16 protein-coding genes and 1 tRNA gene are annotated in these 18,932 nt (G+C 31.5%); 15 read left to right on the top strand and 2 right to left on the bottom strand.

From position 1 onward, the window contains the following. Positions 1-75: 75 nt before the first annotated feature. A tRNA-Gly gene (locus IAA47_03480) sits at positions 76-151 on the bottom strand. A 150-nt stretch (positions 152-301) separates the two neighbouring features. On the opposite strand from IAA47_03480, the gene mltG reads away from it, so the two are divergent. From mltG to IAA47_03405, 15 genes are all read left to right on the top strand, one after another. Then, positions 302-1,258, top strand: a complete 957-nt coding sequence (gene mltG / locus IAA47_03475; protein MBU3842035.1) for an endolytic transglycosylase MltG — start codon at positions 302-304, stop codon at positions 1,256-1,258. Between the two features lie 30 nt (positions 1,259-1,288). Further along, on the top strand, positions 1,289-2,950 hold the full coding sequence (locus tag IAA47_03470; protein ID MBU3842034.1) for a B12-binding domain-containing radical SAM protein: 1,662 nt from the start codon (positions 1,289-1,291) through the stop codon (positions 2,948-2,950). A gap of 78 nt (positions 2,951-3,028) precedes the next feature. Further along, entirely contained in the window at positions 3,029-4,354 is a 1,326-nt protein-coding gene (gene tilS / locus IAA47_03465; protein MBU3842033.1) for a tRNA lysidine(34) synthetase TilS, read from the top strand. Further along, the gene (ftsH, locus tag IAA47_03460) at positions 4,355-6,487 is read left to right on the top strand and encodes an ATP-dependent zinc metalloprotease FtsH (protein MBU3842032.1); all 2,133 of its coding nucleotides are present in this window, start codon (positions 4,355-4,357) and stop codon (positions 6,485-6,487) included. It begins immediately after the preceding gene. 132 nt (positions 6,488-6,619) lie between these two features. Beyond that, positions 6,620-6,877 carry a 30S ribosomal protein S15 gene (gene rpsO / locus IAA47_03455; protein ID MBU3842031.1) on the top strand — a complete coding sequence of 86 codons (258 nt, stop codon included), beginning with the start codon at positions 6,620-6,622 and terminating at the stop codon, positions 6,875-6,877. 107 nt (positions 6,878-6,984) lie between these two features. Further along, on the top strand, positions 6,985-7,209 hold the full coding sequence (secG, locus tag IAA47_03450; GenBank protein ID MBU3842030.1) for a preprotein translocase subunit SecG: 225 nt from the start codon (positions 6,985-6,987) through the stop codon (positions 7,207-7,209). Between the two features lie 51 nt (positions 7,210-7,260). Further along, the gene (locus IAA47_03445; GenBank protein MBU3842029.1) at positions 7,261-8,493 is read left to right on the top strand and encodes a replication-associated recombination protein A; all 1,233 of its coding nucleotides are present in this window, start codon (positions 7,261-7,263) and stop codon (positions 8,491-8,493) included. Between the two features lie 13 nt (positions 8,494-8,506). Next, the gene (gene hisS / locus IAA47_03440) at positions 8,507-9,748 is read left to right on the top strand and encodes a histidine--tRNA ligase (GenBank protein MBU3842028.1); all 1,242 of its coding nucleotides are present in this window, start codon (positions 8,507-8,509) and stop codon (positions 9,746-9,748) included. Between the two features lie 25 nt (positions 9,749-9,773). Next, positions 9,774-11,570 (top strand): aspartate--tRNA ligase, encoded by a 1,797-nt coding sequence (aspS, locus tag IAA47_03435; protein ID MBU3842027.1) that lies wholly within the window; start codon positions 9,774-9,776, stop codon positions 11,568-11,570. Between the two features lie 341 nt (positions 11,571-11,911). Next, on the top strand, positions 11,912-13,624 hold the full coding sequence (gene argS / locus IAA47_03430; protein MBU3842026.1) for an arginine--tRNA ligase: 1,713 nt from the start codon (positions 11,912-11,914) through the stop codon (positions 13,622-13,624). A 117-nt stretch (positions 13,625-13,741) separates the two neighbouring features. Next, the gene (locus tag IAA47_03425) at positions 13,742-13,882 is read left to right on the top strand and encodes a hypothetical protein (GenBank protein MBU3842025.1); all 141 of its coding nucleotides are present in this window, start codon (positions 13,742-13,744) and stop codon (positions 13,880-13,882) included. 110 nt (positions 13,883-13,992) lie between these two features. Further along, positions 13,993-15,057 carry a branched-chain amino acid aminotransferase gene (locus IAA47_03420; protein MBU3842024.1) on the top strand — a complete coding sequence of 355 codons (1,065 nt, stop codon included), beginning with the start codon at positions 13,993-13,995 and terminating at the stop codon, positions 15,055-15,057. Positions 15,058-15,074: 17 nt separating this feature from the next. Further along, on the top strand, positions 15,075-15,593 hold the full coding sequence (locus tag IAA47_03415) for a hypothetical protein (protein ID MBU3842023.1): 519 nt from the start codon (positions 15,075-15,077) through the stop codon (positions 15,591-15,593). A 19-nt stretch (positions 15,594-15,612) separates the two neighbouring features. Next, a complete protein-coding gene (locus IAA47_03410) occupies positions 15,613-17,316 on the top strand; it encodes a carbon starvation protein A (GenBank protein ID MBU3842022.1) in 1,704 nt (567 codons plus the stop codon). A 126-nt stretch (positions 17,317-17,442) separates the two neighbouring features. After that, on the top strand, positions 17,443-17,718 hold the full coding sequence (locus IAA47_03405; GenBank protein MBU3842021.1) for a chorismate mutase: 276 nt from the start codon (positions 17,443-17,445) through the stop codon (positions 17,716-17,718). Between the two features lie 363 nt (positions 17,719-18,081). Here the strand turns inward: IAA47_03405 and IAA47_03400 are convergent, their stop codons facing one another. Next, positions 18,082-18,855, bottom strand: a complete 774-nt coding sequence (locus IAA47_03400) for a glucose 1-dehydrogenase (protein MBU3842020.1) — start codon at positions 18,853-18,855, stop codon at positions 18,082-18,084. Positions 18,856-18,932 lie beyond the last annotated feature (77 nt).

Raw genomic sequence — 18,932 nt, 5'->3', positions numbered from 1 at the left:
AAGCGGGATCGAACCGCTGACCTACGCAGTGCAAGTGCGTCGCTCTCCCAAACTGAGCTATATCCCCAGATGAAATGGAGCGGGAAACGAGGGTCGAACTCGCGACATTCAGCTTGGAAGGCTGACGCTCTACCAACTGAGCTATTCCCGCATCGCTCATCACAGAAATTATATTATCACAATAATGAAAATAAGTCAAGAAAAAAATGAAAAAATTTTAGTTTTTTTTATTTTAAGAATATTAAATATTATGATATAATAACTGAGTAAAAAAATTACAAGAGTGAGATAGGAGAAGAGAATGAAAAAAATCTATTTAAGTATAGTTGGTATAGTAGTTTTATTATCAATAGTGTTAGGAGGGTACCTATATTTTCAAATTGAAGGAAAAGAGGAGTATAATACAACCCTTACAATTGAAAAAAATCAACCTCTTATGAAATCTTTAGCTCCACTTTCTAAGTCAGATAGTTTAGTATTTAAAATCTATCTAAGATTTAGAGATGGAGGAAAAAGAATAAAAGCTGGACAATATCATATTGAAGGAAATTATTCACTAAAGGAGATAATAGATATACTAGAATCTGGTAAGGGAAGAATGGTAAAGATTACAATACCAGAAGGTTTTAGTATAAGGCAGATTGTGGAGCATTTAGAAAAAGTTGGACAGATACAAAAAGACGAATTTTATACAGAATTAAATGAAGCAAGTAAGTGGTTTCCATATCCTACACCAGATGGAAATTTTGAAGGGTATCTATATCCAGAAACATATTTCTTACCTGAGAGCTATGATGAGAAAATCTTAGTAGAGACGATGTTAAAGGAGTTTTTAAAGAGATTCCCAGTTGAAAAATATTCAAATAAAGATGAGTTTTATCAAAAATTGATAATGGCTTCTATACTAGAGAGGGAAGCTATGGTAAAGAGTGAAAAACCAATAATGGCATCTGTATTCTACAATAGAATGAAAAAGGGAATGACACTATCTTCAGATGCAACAGTAAACTTTGTATTTGATTATAGCAAAAAGAGGATTTATTATAAAGATTTAAAGGTAGACTCACCATATAATACTTATAAATATAAGGGGTTACCACCAGCACCGATATGTAATCCAGCTGTAGATTCTGTAGAGGCAGCTTACAATCCAGCTGATACAGATTATCTATTCTTTGTAGCAAAGGGAGATGGAAGTCATTATTTTAGTAGAACATATAGGGAGCATCTAAAATTTCAAAAGGATAATAAGAGATAAAATTAGAAAGAGATAGTTGAGGAGTAGATAATGAAAAAAATTGTTTTAACTGCAATAAATAGTCAATATGTACACTTAAATGTGGCTGTAAGATATTTAAAGAAGTATGTAGAAAAAAATAGTGATATAAAATTAGATATATATGAAACTAATATAAATAATCAGTTGATGAATATTATAAAGGACCTATTTGAAAAACAACCAGATATAATAATCTTTTCAACATATATTTGGAACAAAGAGTATGTATTTTCAATAACTAAGGAATTGAAGAAGATACTTCCAGATGTAAAGATAGCTTTAGGAGGACCAGAGGTATCTTATGAATGGGATAAGATTATGGCAGAAAATCAAGAGATAGATTATATATTTACAGGAGAGGGAGAAAAGGTTTTACTTAATTTCTTTACAAAGGATATATCAGAGGTAAAGGGAGTTGTGTATAGAGAGGGAGAGAGGCTAAAATACAATGGGATAGAGCCTTTAATAGAAAATCTTGATATAATTCCATTCCCATATGATGATGAGGAGTTACAAGATAGAACAAAGATATTTTATTATGAGTCTTCAAGAGGGTGTCCATTTAATTGTTCCTACTGTATGTCCTCTATTGATAAGAGTGTTAGATATTATTCCCTAGATAGAACAAAGGAGGACTTAAAGAGATTTATAGACTCTCCAATAAAGCTTTTAAAATTTGTTGATAGAACTTTTAACTTGAGTAAAGAGAAGTATATGGCAATATGGAGATTTTTATTGGAAAACTATAGAGAGGGGATAACTTTTCACTTTGAGATAAATGCCAATATCTTTGATGATGAGACATTGGATTTTTTAGAGACAGTGCCAAAGGGATACTTCCAATTTGAAATAGGGGTACAAACAATAGATGCTCAGGCTATGAAAAGTATTGGAAGAATAAATAAATTAGAGAAGTTAGAATATAATATTAGAAGAATAAGTAGAAATATACATCTACACTTAGATTTAATAGCTGGATTACCATATGAAACTTATGATAAGTTTAGAGAATCTTTTGATTATGTTCATAGATTAAAACCAGAGATGATACAACTTGGATTTTTAAAGCTTTTAAAGGGAACAAAGATGTATGATGAGAGAGAGAAATATGGATATAAGTATTTTTCTAAGCCACCATATGAGGTATTCTCAAATGAGTTTATAAGCTTTGCTGAGATGGTAAAATTAAAAAATCTTGAAAAAGTTTTGGATTTTTATTATAATTCAGAGAAATTCCCAGAGAGTGTACAATGGATAATAGAGAATCACTATGAGAGTGCTTTCTCTTTTTATGAAGATGTGGCAGAGTATTTTGACAAGAGAGGATATTTAAAAGTAAGCCATAAAGAGAGTACTCTTTTTACACTTTTATATGAGTTCTATTTAGATAAGGGATTAAAAGATAGAGAGATATTTGTAGAGTATTTAAAATATGATTATCTAATGTTAGGGAAAACTGGATTTTATCCAGAGTGGTTTAAGAGTGAAAAAGATGGAGAGCTTTATGATGAGCTTATTAGAGAGAGAAACTATAAGAGTATTAGAGAGGGACATAAAAATAGTGAGCTAGAGAGATTTAGTTACAATATTTTTACTAAGGAATTTGAGGATATATATGTGTTCTTTGACTATAGAGATAGAAGTAGTAAAGTGATAAAAAAATTAGTATAGTAACAAAGTAAAAAATATATAAAATTCTTTGGAAAAATACCTTGATTTATGTTATAATTTTATGAAAAGAGTGATTTTATGAGATTATTTGAAAAGATAGTAAATAAGAATAAAAAAGAAGCTCTAATAGAGAGTGGAGATAGAATAGTAGTTGGTTTTTCTGGAGGTCCAGATTCTGTTTTCTTAGTGGAGATGCTTCTAAAATTAAGGGAAAAATTGGATTTTAATATTGTCTTAGTGCATATAAATCATCTGTTAAGAGGTGAAGAGGCACAAAGAGATGAGGATTTTTCTATAGAGTATGGAAAAAGTAGAGGATTGGAGGTCTTTGCAAGAAAGATAGATATTACCTCTCTTGGTAAAGAGAAGGGACTATCATTGGAAGAGGCTGGTCGTGAAGGGAGATACAGTTTCTACAATGAAGTATTGGAGAAAACTAACAGCAATAAGATAGCTTTAGCCCACAATAAAGATGACCAGATAGAGACTTTTCTCTTTAGATTGACAAGGGGAACAGGGCTTTCTGGACTAGAGGGAATAGCTTCTAAAAGAGATAGATATATTCGTCCAATCTCTGAGATATACAAGAGTGATATAGTGGAGTACCTAGATAGTAACAGTATAGCTTACTGTATAGATAGTACAAACTTAGAAAATGAGTTTACTAGAAATAGTATAAGACTAGACTTAATTCCTTTTATTGAAAATAGATATAATCCTAAATTTAAAGATAAGATTTTCTCACTTATAGAGGAGATTAGAGATAATAATCTTTTTATTGAAAAGGAGATAGAGAGCTTTGCTAATCAAAGTGAGATAAAAATAGATGAAATTTCAAGTTTTCCTAAGAGTATAAGGGGTAAAATTTTAAGCAACTATCTTTATAAATACGGATTAGAAGTAAATAGAAAGAAAATCTCTCTTATTGAAAGTATATTGGAAAAGGGTGGAACTCAAGAGATATCACTTGATAGTGAGTATATATTAAAAAAAGAGTATAATATATTAAAAGTAGAGAAAAAAAATGTTTTAAAAGATGAGATTCAAGAGATTAGATTTGAGATACCTGGTAGAGTAGAGTATGGAGAGTATGAGATAATAGCAGAGTTTACAGAGAGAAAAGAGCAAAATAGAAATTGTTTCTATACTAATCTCAAAGTAGGAGATACTCTTATGGTAAGAGGGAGAAAAGATGGGGATAAGATAACTCCAACAGGTATGAAGGGGGAAAAAAAGCTAAAGGATATCTTTATAAATGAAAAAATAGGTAAAGAGAAGAGGGATTATATTCCTCTTGTAGTCTATAACAATGACATTGTCTGGATAGCTGGTATTAGAGGAAATGAAAAATATAGTAGTTTGATGGACAAATGTATAAAATTAAGTGTGAGGAGGACAAGATAATTGAACAACAAGGATTTATTTGATGAAAACGAAAATCAAAAAATAGAAGAGAAGGAAAAAGAAAAGCCTACTGAAGAGAAAGAGGAAGAGAAAAAATCTGAAGAACCAAAAGTTGATGAAGAGAGAAAAAAAGAGTTCGAAGATGAGGTAAAAGAGAGAAAAGAGGAGCTAAGAAATAAGCTTAAAGAGGGAATGTCTCAGAAAAAAGATGATAAAGAGGATAAGGAAGAGGAGAGCAAGTTTAAACAATTAGGTGGAAAATTTAACTTTAAAGGTTTCATCATGTTACTTTTCATAATTACTTTAGTAATGTCTTTACCATCAATGTTATCTGGAACAGGAAAAACACCGAGCAGTGAGATATCATACAGTGAATTTGTTCAATCTGTAAAAGATGGAAAAATTAAAAAAGTAGATGAAAAAGAAGGGTATGTTTACGGTTATACAGCTGATGAGAAGGAAGTATACAGTGCTAGAATGATAACTGATAGACTAGGTGGAGATGCTAAATTAGTTGATATCATTGAGGAAAATGGAGCAACTATAAAATCTGTAGCACCTCAACAGGTGCCATTACTTCTAAATATATTAATATCTTGGTTCCCAATGTTACTACTAATTGGGGTATGGATATTTATGATGAACAAGATGGGAAAAGGAAATGGTGGAGGACCACAAATTTTCAATGTAGGAAAATCTAAGGCAAAGGAGAATGGAGAAGATGTATCTAAGGTAACTTTTGCAGATGTTGCTGGAATTACAGAGGCAAAAGTGGAATTAGAAGAGGTTGTAAAATTCTTAAGAGAGCCTGAGAAATTTAAGAATATAGGAGCAAGAATACCTAAAGGGGTACTTCTATTAGGGGCACCTGGAACAGGTAAAACTTTACTTGCAAAGGCTGTAGCTGGGGAGGCAAAAGTTCCATTCTTCAGTATGTCAGGTTCTGAATTCGTAGAGATGTTCGTAGGGGTAGGAGCTTCAAGAGTTAGAGACCTATTTAGTAAGGCTAGAAAAAATGCTCCATGTATAATCTTTATAGATGAGATAGACGCTGTAGGTAGAAAAAGAGGTTCTGGACAAGGGGGAGGAAATGATGAGAGAGAGCAAACTCTTAACCAACTTCTTGTAGAGATGGACGGATTTGGAACTGACGAGACAATAATAGTTTTAGCAGCAACAAACAGACCAGAAATTCTAGATAGAGCATTGATGAGACCAGGAAGATTTGATAGACAAGTTTTCGTAGATAGCCCAGATATTGATGGTAGAGAGGCTATTTTAAAGGTTCATGTAAGAGGTAAAAAGTTAGCTAAAGATGTTGATTTAAGAGTTATTGCAAAGAAAACTCCTGGATTTGTTGGAGCTGATTTAGCAAACCTATTAAATGAGGCAGCAATATTAGCAGCTAGAGATAATAGAGAAGAGATTACTATGGAGGACTTAGAAGAGGCTTCTGAAAAGGTAAGTATAGGACCAGAGAGAAAATCTAAAAAAGTTATAGAAAAAGAGAGAAGAATAACAGCTTATCACGAGGCTGGACATGCTATAATGCACTATGCTCTACCTAATACAGACCCTGTTCATAAGATATCTATAGTTCCAAGAGGTATGGCTGGTGGATATACAATGGCTTTACCAGAAGAGGACAGAAGCTATAAGTCTAAAAATGAGTTTTTAGATGAGATGAGAATACTTTATGGTGGAAGAGCAGCGGAGCAAATAGTATTTGGAGATATAACTACTGGAGCAAGTAACGATATCGAAAGAGCTACAGCAATAGCTCATGCTATTGTTACAAGATTTGGTATGAATGAGAAGTTTGGACCAATCTTACTTGATAATACTAAAGAGGGAGATTACTTCCAACAAAAATATTACAGTGATGTAACTGGTAAAGAGGTAGATGAAGAGATATTTAAAATTGTGCAAACAATGTATAAAGAAACTCTTGAAACTATCACTAAGTACTATGATAAACTAGATGCTGTGGCAAAAGCTCTATTAGCTAGAGAGCACCTAAATAGAGAGGAGTTTGAAGCTATAATGAAGGGAGAGCCTATTCCAGCTGAAAGTGAAGAGGTAGAAAAGGTAGAGGATATTTCAGAAGTGGGAAATGTAGAGATAGAGGAGTAAAAATATCTATATCTACTTTACAAGAGAGATATTTTATGCTATAATAACAAAAGAATTTAAGCTCAGTTTTACGGTTAGCCTCGTATTACTTAGCTTAGATAATATATAATTAGGAGGAAACTTAAAATGGCTATGAGAAGTAAAGCAGAAATAATTAAAGAGTTTGGAAAATTCGAAGGAGATACTGGATCAACAGAAGTACAAATCGCTCTATTAACTGAAAAAATCAACCACTTAACTGATCACTTAAGAACTCACAAGAAAGATTTCCATTCAAGATTAGGATTATTAAAAATGGTAGGACAAAGAAAAAGATTACTTGCTTACCTAACTAAGAAAGACTTAGAAGGATACAGAAACTTAATCGCTAGATTAGGAATCAGAAAATAGTTTTAAAAGTAAAAACGAGGAATTTTCCTCGTTTTTTTATTGACCGAGATTGAGTAATTATGGTATAATCTAATGGATTATTTAAAGAAAATTATTGGAGGAGTAATATGGAAACTTTATTTACAGTTCTGCTATTTATTTTTGCCATTTCATTAATAGTATTAGTGCTTATACAACCAGACAGGAGCCATGGAACATCTGCAAGTATGGGATTAGGAGCATCAAACACTGTATTTGGAATATCAAAAGATGGAGGACCTTTAGCTAGAGCAACAGAAGTTGTGGCGACACTATTTATCGTGAGTGCACTTTTATTATACTTAGTAAAATAGAGTAAGAGGCGTATTGGGTCCAATACGTCTTTTTTATAGGTAGATGATAAAATGACAAACAATCTATTTGGAAGTAATTATGAAGAGGTAAAACCTTTAGCTGTAAAGTTGCGTCCACAGAGTTTAGATGACTTTATTGGACAGGAGAAGCTTTTAGGTGAGGGTGGAATTCTTAGAAAACTTATAGAGAAACAGAGTATCTCTAACTCGATTTTTTATGGTCCTCCAGGTTGTGGAAAGAGCTCTTTAGGGGAGATAATATCCAAAAGTATCAACAGTAATTTTGAAACACTAAACGCTACTACAGCATCTTTGAACGATTTAAGAGATGTAGTGGAGAGAGCCAAAAAAAATATAGAGTTTTATGGAAAAAAGACAATACTTTTTTTAGATGAGATACACAGATTTAATAAGATGCAACAGGACGCACTTCTCTCTTACTGTGAAAATGGAACTATCACTTTAATAGGAGCAACTACGGAAAATCCTTACTATTCACTTAATAATGCCCTTCTTTCAAGAGTTATGATTTTTGAATTTAAGGCTTTGGAAAGAAAGGATATTGAGAAGATTGTAAGAAGAGCTATAGAGAAACTATCTTTAAAAGATGTACCAGATGAGATAGTGGAGTGTATACTAGATATATCTCAGGGAGATAGTAGAATAGCTCTTAACTATTTGGAAATGTACAAAAATAGTTGTACAGATTTAAAGGTTGATGAGGTATTAGATATTTTTAGAACAAGGCAGGCTTCATATCATAAGGCTGAAGATAAATACAATCTTATCTCTGCAATGATAAAGAGTATGAGAGGGAGTGACCCAGATTCAGCTCTATATTGGTTAGGAAGATTACTTGCTGGTGGAGAGGACCCAAGGTATATAGCTAGACGTCTTGTAGTTCATGCAAGTGAAGATATAGGAATGGCCAATCCAGAGGCTATGCTTATAGCTAACAGTGCTATGATGGCTAGTGAGAGAATAGGTATGCCAGAGATTAGAATAGTTTTGGCACAGGCTGTAATATATATTTCAATTTCTACAAAGAGCAACTCTTGTTATATGGGAATAAATAAGGCTTTAGAGGATATTGAAAAGGGAGATAAGGAGAGTGTACCAGCAAATATCTGTCATAACCCTAAGGGCTATTTGTATCCACATGATTATCAAGGGAACTTTGTAAAACAAAGGTATAGTAATAAAAAGAGGGAGTATTATATCCCTGGAGATAATAAAAATGAAAAGCTCATAAAAGAAAAATTAGAAAAATTATGGGGAAAATAAAAGAGGTGAAAGAATGAAACTTATAAAAGCTGCTAGAGGAACAAAGGATATTTTTGGAGAAGACGCAGTAAAATATACATATATCTCAAAAATGGCTCAAGAGATATTTGAGAGTTATGGATATACATTTATAAAGACTCCAATATTTGAAGAGACTGACCTATTCAAAAGAGGAATTGGAGAGGGAACAGATGTAGTAGAGAAGGAGATGTACACTTTTAAGGATAGAGGAGATAGAAGTTTGACTTTAAGACCAGAGAATACAGCTTCTGTTGTTAGATCATACCTAGAAAATGCTATCTATGGAAAAGAGGACGTTACTAAATACTACTACAATGGTTCAATGTTTAGATATGAGAGACCTCAAGCTGGAAGACAAAGAGAGTTTAACCAAATAGGTGTTGAGGTTTTAGGAGAGAGCTCACCTATATTAGATGCTGAAGTTATAGCAATGAGTTACTCTCTATTAGAAAAATTAGGAATTACAGATTTAGAAGTACACATAAATTCTGTAGGAACTAATGCTTCTCGTACTAAGTATAGAGAGATGCTACTGAACTTTTTAGAACCAATGAAAGAGGAACTTTGTGAAGATTGTAGAATGAGAATGGAGAAAAATCCTCTAAGAGTTCTAGATTGTAAAGTTGATAAGTGTAAAGAGCTTACAAAAGATGCTCCAAGCATCATAGATTCATTAAATGATGAAGAGAGAGCTCACTACGAAACTGTAAAAAGATATTTAGATATTTTTGGTGTGAAGTATGTTGAAGATTCAAGACTTGTAAGAGGACTTGATTACTATTCAAGTACTGTTTATGAGATAGTAACTAATAAATTAGGAGCACAAGGAACTGTATTAGGTGGAGGAAGATACGACAACCTATTAAAACAGTTAGGAGATAAAGATATACCAGCTGTAGGATTTGCTGCAGGAGTAGAGAGAATGATGATGCTTCTTGAAGATTATCCTAAAAATAATCCAGATGTATATGTAGCTTGGTTAGGAGAGGCTACTCAAGAGTTTGGATTAAAAGTAGCTAAAGTATTAAGAGATAATGGAATAAAGACTTTCGTTGATTTTAATTCTAAAGGAATGAAATCTCATATGAAAAAAGCTGATAAATTAGCAGTTAACTACTGTATAATTATTGGTGAAGATGAGATGAATAAAGATGTAGTAGTATTGAAGGATTTTAATGCTAGAACTCAAGAAGAGATGAGCTTAGAAAAAGCTATTGAGATAATAAAAAAATAAATAACTATATTAAGGAGAGGGTAAAATGATTTACAGGACTCATAATCTTGGTGAATTAAGAAAAGAAAATATCGGACAAACAGTTACACTATCTGGTTGGGTAGATACAACTAGAGACTTAGGAGGGTTAACTTTCGTCGATTTAAGAGATAGAGAGGGAAAAACTCAAGTAGTTTTTGATATAGATGTAGCTCCAAAAGATGTAGTAGAGCAAGCTCAAAAATTAAGAAATGAAGCAGTTATAAGAGTAGTTGGAACTGTAAGAGAGAGACATAGCAAAAATATGAATATCCCAACTGGAGAGATAGAAGTATTTGCTACTGAACTAACTATCTTAAATAATTGTGATGTATTACCATTCCAAATAACTGGAACTGAGGATAACTTAAATGAAAATATCAGATTAAAATATAGATATTTAGATATTAGAAGACCTAAGATGTTAAATAATCTTAGAATGAGACATAAGATGATAATGGCTATAAGAAACTACATGGATAAGGAAGGATTTATTGATGTGGATACTCCATTACTAAATAAATCTACTCCAGAGGGAGCAAGAGACTTCTTAGTTCCTTGTAGAATCAATCCAGGAACTTTCTATGCTTTACCTCAATCTCCACAACTATTCAAACAACTTTTAATGATAGGTGGAGTAGAGAGATATTTCCAAATAGCTAAATGTTTTAGAGATGAGGACTTAAGAGCAGATAGACAATTTGAATTCACTCAATTAGACGTTGAGATGTCATTCGTTGAGATGGATGATGTAATGAATACAATTGAAGGTCTAGCTAAGAGTGTATTTACAGCTATAACAGGAGAAACAGCTGATTACCAATTCCCAAGAATGCCTTATGCTGAAGCTATGGCAAGATATGGTTCTGACAAACCAGATGTAAGATTTGGTGTAGAGTTAAAGGACTTAACAGAGATAGCTAAAACTTGTGGATTTAAAGCTTTCAAAGATGTAGCTGAAAATGGTGGGTTAGTAAAATGTATAACAGCTCCAAAGGCTTTTGAGAAATTCTCAAGAAAAGTTTTAGGAGAGTATGAAGAGTATGCTAAGAGATACTTTGGTGCAAAGGGAATGGCATATATAAAGATAGCTGAAGATGGAGCTATAACTTCTCCAATAGCTAAATTCTTCTCAGAAGATGAGATGAAAGCTATAATAGCTAAGGCTGAAGCAAATCCAGGAGATGTAATCTTAATAATAGCTGATAAGGCAAAAGTAGTATATGGAGCTTTAGGAGCTATGAGACTTAGAATAGGAAAAGAGTTAGACTTAATCAATAACGATGAATTTAAATTCCTATGGGTAGTAGATTTCCCAATGTTTACTTATGATGAAGAGGAAGGAAGATACAAGGCTGAACACCACCCATTCACTTCTATCAAGGCAGAGGATATGGAAGCTTTCTTAGCTGGAGAAACAGATAGTATCAGAACTAATACTTATGACATGGTATTAAATGGATTTGAAATTGGAGGAGGTTCAATAAGAATCTTCAATCCAGAAATCCAAAATAAAGTATTTGAAAGATTAGGATTATCTTATGAGGAAGCTAGAGAGAAATTTGGATTCTTCGTAGATGCATTTAAATATGGAGCACCACCTCATGGAGGGCTTGCTTTTGGAATAGATAGATGGCTAATGGTAATGTTAAAAGAAGCGTCTATAAGAGAGGTTATTCCTTTCCCTAAAACAAATAAAGGTCAATGTTTAATGTCAGAAGCACCTAATATTGTTGACAAAGAGCAATTAGATGAGTTAAATATTGCTGTAACTTATAAAGAAGAGGAAAAAACAGAGGAATAATTTTAAAACAAAAAATATTAGTACTTGAAAAAATTATAAATAAGTGATATAATTTCCTTAACAAGAATAGATATCTGACCTACACGTTATTTCTTGAGGTTTTGGGCCTAATGTCGTCACGGGGTTGGCACTGCTCTCAGTAGCTCAGCAAAGTCACGAATGGCTTAGAGCTTAAGTTGATTACGGACTCTGTATGCTGTTAGTAACTGACTACCACTTATGGTTTTGGCGACTAAAACTGTATTGAAGACGGTAGGTTGGAGCTTTTCTTTTGGGACTTTGTCCCTTTTTTTTATTTTTAAGGAAAATGTCACAAAATATGTTGAAAAGAAGGTGAAGAGATGCATATTATAGATAAAGAGATAGCTAAAATTTTTGAAGAAACAGTTGCTAAACTGTATGGTGATAAAGAGTTAAAAAAGATAGAGATATCAGTAGCTACAAATGAAAAGTTTGGAGATTTTCAAACTAACTTTGCTATGATGAACTCTAAAATAATAGGAAATAATCCAAGAGCAATAGCTCAAGAGATAGTAGATAACTTAGTAGAAAATAATGTTATAGAGAAACTTGAGATAGCTGGACCAGGATTTATCAATATATTCTTAAAAAGTGAATATTTAGGAGAGTTATTGAAAAAATCAAGAGAGGAAAAATATGATTTTTCATTCTTAAATAGAGAGGGAGATGTAGTTATAGATTTCTCTTCTCCAAATATAGCTAAAAGAATGCATATAGGGCATCTACGTTCAACAATAATAGGAGACTCTATAGCTAGAATTTATAGATATCTAGGTTACCATGTAGTGGCAGATAACCATATAGGTGACTGGGGAACTCAATTTGGAAAGTTAATAATAGGATATAGAAGATGGCTAGATAGAGAGGCTTATGAAGCTAATGCTATTGAAGAATTAGAAAGAGTATATGTAGAGTTCACAAGACAAGCAGAGGAACATCCAGAACTTGAAGAAGAAGCAAGACTTGAACTTAAGAAGTTACAAGATGGAGATGAGGAAAACTTTGCTCTTTGGAAAGAGTTTATAAGAGTTTCTCTAGATGAGTATGAAAAACTTTATGGAAGATTAGATGTACACTTTGATACTTACTATGGAGAATCATTCTACCATGATATGATGCAAGGTGTTATTGAAGAGTTAGTAGAGAAGAAGATAGCAGTAGAAGATGATGGAGCAAAGGTAGTATTCTTCCCAGAAGAAGACAACCTATTCCCATGTATAGTACAAAAGAAAGATGGAGCTTTCCTATACTCTACATCTGATATAGCTACTGTAAAATTTAGAAAAGATAATTACAATATCAATAAGATAATCTATCTAACTGATGAGAGACAACAAGACCACTTTAAGCAGTTCTTTAAGATAACTGATATGTTAGGTTGGGATGTCCCTAAGCACCATATTTGGTTTGGAATAATGAGATTTGCTGATGGAGTATTCTCTACAAGAAAGGGAAATGTAATCAGATTAGAGCAACTTATGGATGAAGGTAAGAAGAGAGCTTACGATATAGTAAACGAGAAAAATCCTGAACTATCAGAAGAGGAAAAGGAAAATATCTCTGAAGTAGTGGGAATAGGAGCTATAAAGTATGCTGACCTATCTCAAAATAGACAAAGTCCAATAATATTTGAGTGGGATAAGATACTAAGTTTTGAAGGAAACACAGCTCCATATCTTCAATACTCTTATGCTAGAATACAATCTATCTTAAGAAAAGCTGAATCAGAAGGAAAAGCAATAGATTATACTAAGAGTATACTAGTAAAAACTAGCCAAGAGAGAGCTTTAGCTAATCATATAGCAGCTTTCCCAATGGCAGTTATAAAAGCTTCTGAAACATTTAAACCAAATGTAATAGCCGATTATCTATTTGAATTAGCTAAGAAATTCAATAGCTTCTATAACAGTTGTCCAATACTAAATCAAGATGATGAAACTCTATTCTCAAGAGGATTACTTGCTAAAGTAGCTGGAGAAACTATAAAAGATGGATTAGATTTACTAGGAATTAAAACATTAGAAAGAATGTAATATTTAAAAATACACCTGAAATTATAGAAATGGAAGGTGTATTTTTTTTAAAAGTACTTGATTTTTTTTTAAAATAGTAGTATACTAATTTCAACATATAATTGAGGGGGAAGAAAGATGATATTTATAATACTCAGCATAATAGTTGTCGTGTATATAGTGGCTAATTATAAAAAAATAAATAGACAATTACTTATGTTAGGTAGTATTTTTGATATCTTTTTATATAGATTATATTTTAAAGCATTAGTAAATTAAATAATGTATTTTTATAATGTGTATGGAATTATTAAAAAATTTAAAACAGCCTGACTGGGCTGTTTTTTTTATATAAAAAAATTTATTTAAAACATCTAGGAGGATATTTTATGAAAGTGACATTTGAAAAGTTAGAAATTTTAAAGGAAAAACCAGATGAAAAAAATTTGGGATTTGGAAAATACTTTACGGATTATATGTTTGTAATGGATTATACTGAAGATAAAGGTTGGCATAATAAAAAAATTGTTCCTTTTGGACCAATTTCATTGAATCCAGCAACTATGGTATTACACTATGCTCAAGAAACTTTTGAGGGATTAAAAGCTTATAGAACAGAAGATGGAAGAATTCTTCTATTTAGACCAGAGATGAATGCAAGAAGAATGATAAAGTCAAATGAAAGACTTTGTATGGCAGCTGTTCCTGAGGAGCTTTTTGTAGATGCTGTTAAAAGGATTGTAGCTTGTGAGAAAGATTGGGTACCTCATCTTGAAGGAACTTCACTATATATTCGTCCATTCATGTTTGCTACAGAGGTAGCAGTAGGAGTTCATCCAGCTAAATCATATAAATTTGTAGTTATCTTATCTCCAGTTGGAAATTATTATCCAGAGGGTGTAAATCCAGTAAAAATTTATGTTGAAGATGAATATGTAAGAGCTACAAAGGGAGGAACTGGTTTTACAAAATGTGGTGGAAACTATGCTGCTAGTATAATAGCTCAAGAAAAGGCACAAAAATTAGGTTATACTCAAGTCCTTTGGTTAGATGGAGTAGAGAGAAAATATGTTGAAGAAGTTGGAACTATGAATGCTATGTTTATAGTAGATAATGAAATTTATACAGCTCCTATAGATGGAACTGTACTTCCAGGAATTACTCGTGATTCTTGTATAGAACTTTTAAAATCATGGGGATATAAAGTACATGAAGAACATTTTACAATTGATTTCTTAATGGAAGCGGCTAGAGAAGGAAGATTACAAGAGGCTTTTGGAACAGGAACGGCAGCAGTAATTTCACCGATAGGAGAGTTATTCTATAAGGGAGAAAAACAAGTTATAAATAACTTTAAAACAGGAAGTGTAACACAAAAATTATATGATACATTAACTGGAATTCAATATGGAAAATTAGAAGACAAATATGGGTGGACAGTTGAAGTAGTATAAGCAAAAGGGAGAGATTTATGGAGAGATTAGGATATTTAGAGAGAATTTTGAATGAGTATAGAAAAAAATTTGATATCTATGAAAATTATAAAATAGATAATGAAATTATAGATGCATATGGGTATTTTAATTCTCAAAATGAAAAATATTTTTTGACTAGGGAAGTTCAACTATGGGAAACAAGAGGGTTTGAACATATATTTTTTATTCAAAGAGAGAATATAAATATGGAAACTTTAGAAAAATTTCTCTCATTTATTCCTAATAAAATTGAACCAGATTTAATAAGACGGGGAAAAAAATATCCAGATAGAAATCATATGTATAGTTATGTTACCTTAATTTTTATAACTAATAACATAGATGATATTGAAATGAAAAAAAGAATAAAAAAATATAAATTTGAAAGAAATTACCTTTTTTTAATCAGAGGATATATTCAAAGTAGAATAGTTTTAATTGATTTAGAAAGAAAGGAAATAACTACAAATAAGATAGGGAAAAAATTAGAAAAACTATATAAACATTTTATTTAAATAAAATAGGGAGGATTTTATGAAAGGAGTTACAATTTTATTAGCAACAATTTTTTGCTTTTTTGTTGCATATGTTACTTATGGTTCGTGGCTTGCAAAGCAATGGGATATTGACCCTAAAAGAAAAACTCCATCACATGAATTTGAAGATGGAATAGATTATATTCCAGCTAAAGCACCTGTTCTTTTGGGACATCATTTTGCTTCTATTGCAGGAGCTGGTCCAATAAATGGACCTATTCAAGCTGCTGTATTTGGTTGGGTACCTGTACTATTATGGATTGTATTGGGAGGAATATTTTTTGGAGCTGTTCAAGATTTTTCAGCTATTGTAGTTTCAATTAGACATAAGGGAAAATCTTTAGGTGAGGTAATAGAAGAAAATATTGGACATAGATGTAAACTATTATTTACAATTTTTTCTTGGCTAGTTTTACTTTTAGTAGTAGCAGCTTTTTCTGATATAGTAGCTTTAACTTTCCAAGGATATGCAATTAATCCTGATGGAACAAAAATTATGTATCCAGCTAATGGTTCAGTTGCTACAGCTTCAATGTTATTTATTCCATTATCTATAGCTTTTGGTTTTCTTGTATATAGAAAAAATGCACCACTAGCAGTTTCATCTATAGCTGGAGTGGTATTGTTAGCTATATGTATCGCTGTAGGATTAAAATATCCTATATATTTTAGTAAAAATTTTTGGCTTGGTGTAGTTTTTTTTTATATCTTTATAGCTTCAGTTACTCCAGTATGGATTTTATTACAACCAAGAGATTATTTAAATAGTTTTTTACTATATTTTATGATTGTGGCTGCTGTAATTGGAATTTTTGGAACAAATCCTACTATTAATTTACCAGCATTTACAGGGTGGACAAGTAATTTTAATGGGCAAGTTATGTTTCCATATCTTTTTATTACAGTTGCTTGTGGAGCAATCTCTGGTTTCCATAGTTTAATCGCTTCTGGAACAACATCAAAACAATTAGATAGTGAAAAAGATGCAAAGTTAATTGGTTATGGGTCAATGTTGATAGAGTGTGTATTAGCTGTTATTGCTCTTATTGCGGTTGGAGCTCTTTTTTCAAATGGAAAGATGCCTCAAGGGACTCCAGCAGTGGTTTTTGCTTCAGCAATCTCTGGTTTTTTTAGAAAACTAGGTATGGGGGAAGTAGCAGTAAATACGACGTTTACAGTAATCTCTCTTGCTATTTCAGCTTTTGCTTTAACATCTTTAGACACAGCAACTAGATTAGGAAGATTTCTATTTCAAGAGTTGTTTATAACGAAGAATAAAGAAAAAGAGAATAAATTACAAAAATGTTTAGGAAATATGTATGTTGGAACTTTTATTACAGTTGGAATTGGAGCTATTTTATGTTTAGGAGGATACCAAAATATATGGCCATTATTTGGAGCATGTAATCAACTAGTAGCAGTTCCATGTTTCTTAGGAGTATCAGTTTGGCTAGCTAAGAAAGGAAAGAAAAATTTTATGTTATTAATTCCAATGTTCTTTATGTTATTTGCAACGATGAGTTCACTTCTAATATCGTTTAAAACAAATCTTCTTCTTCTTTTAAATGGAGAGGGAAAAATAGCCGTTCAAGGGCTTCAAGTGGTTGTATCATTACCTATTTTTATTTTGGCTCTTGTTTTAGTTGTAGAAGGTATGAAAATTCTGTGGGAGCATAGAAAAAAAGTTAGTGCAACAGCTTAGTTAAGAATTAAAACAGTATAAAACTATATGGATAAGGCTATAAGATGTATCCATATAGTTTTTTATTTTATAATTTGAAAAAAAATTATATAATAGAAATAAGAACATTAAAAAAGGAGTAAAAATATGAATAAATTAGAGAAAGCTAGAGAAAATATAAACAGAATAGATAGAGAGATAGCTAAGTTATTTGAAGAGAGAATGAGAGAAGTAGAAGATGTAATTTCTTATAAGGTGGAAAATAATTTAGAGATTTTAGATAGTGGAAGAGAGAAAGAGGTAATAGAAAGAAATTCTAAACTATTAAAGAATGAAAAGTTAAAAGAATATTATGTAGATTTTTTAGAAAATATGATGAGAATATCTAAAGAATATCAAAAAGATATTTTATTAAAGAAATAATTTTACAAAAAATATAAAAGCTGTCAGATTTTTGAATGCACTGACAGCTTTTATATTTTGTTAATTAAGTAAATTAAAATACTTTAAAAGAAAGGATTAATTGAATTATATATTAATTTACTAAAAAAGTCAAGAAAAAAATTAAAAATAAAAATATTTTTATAATCAAATTAAATTTATGAGATAGTTTTTACCCTAATAATATAGAGAGAAACACCAATTAAAATAAATATTAAAATTATTTTCAAATAAATATTTAAAAATTTTAAGAAATGAAAAAAGAAGAAAATATTACTTCAACTATTGTTTGGAGTAAATTTCTTCTTTTATCTACATCATTATTTAATTAAACTTTATTTACTGTTAATCTAGTTCTTGAGTTCCTCCACCATTGACATAGATAACTTGTCCACTTGTCCAAGCTGAGGCAGGACTAGCAAAATATAATACAGCCATAGAGATATCTTCTACATCTCCAAGTCTTTTTAAAGGTGTTTTAGCTAGCATCTTAGCTTCTATCTCTGGAGTAAGAACAGTTCCTAGAGCGTGTGTTTTAATAGCTCCTGGTCCAATAGCATTAACTCTAATCTCAGGCCCTAAATCATAAGCAGCATATTTAGTAGCTTGGTTAACAGCAGCTTTTGAACTACCATATATAATCATATTATGGCTTACCATATTAGCAGACATAGAACTAATATTTACTATAGAACCATAACCATCAGCTTTCATATGGGGAGCACAAAGTTTTGTTAAGATAAGTCCACTAAAAAGATTTAAAGTATAAGTTCTAGTAATATATTCTAGAGTAAGAGATTCGATGGACTCACGTCCAGCACCTCCACCACCAGCATTATTTACTAAAATATTAACTTTTCCAAAGGTTTTTACAGTGATATCTACAAGATTATTTAGATCTTCCTCTTGTAACACATTACATTTCACTCCAAGAGCATCTACACCAAATTTTTTGGATTCTTCAGCTGTTATCTTAGCTTTTTCTTCATTTAAATCACTACACACAACTATTGCTCCAGCTTCAGCAAGTTTTAAAGCACTAGCCTTTCCAATCCCATCTCCAGCACCAGTGATGATGGCAACTTTTCCTGTTAAATCATATTTTTCTTTTATTGACATAACTTCAACTCCTTTTAGTATGTCTTTCTCCCTAATATTCTAAGACCTAGTATATTATACTCCACAATTTATAAATT

Origin of the sequence: Candidatus Fusobacterium pullicola, from assembly GCA_018883725.1 — a bacterium.
Classification (GTDB): domain Bacteria; phylum Fusobacteriota; class Fusobacteriia; order Fusobacteriales; family Fusobacteriaceae; genus Fusobacterium_A; species Fusobacterium_A pullicola.
This window is presented reverse-complemented; position numbering and strand designations above follow the sequence as displayed.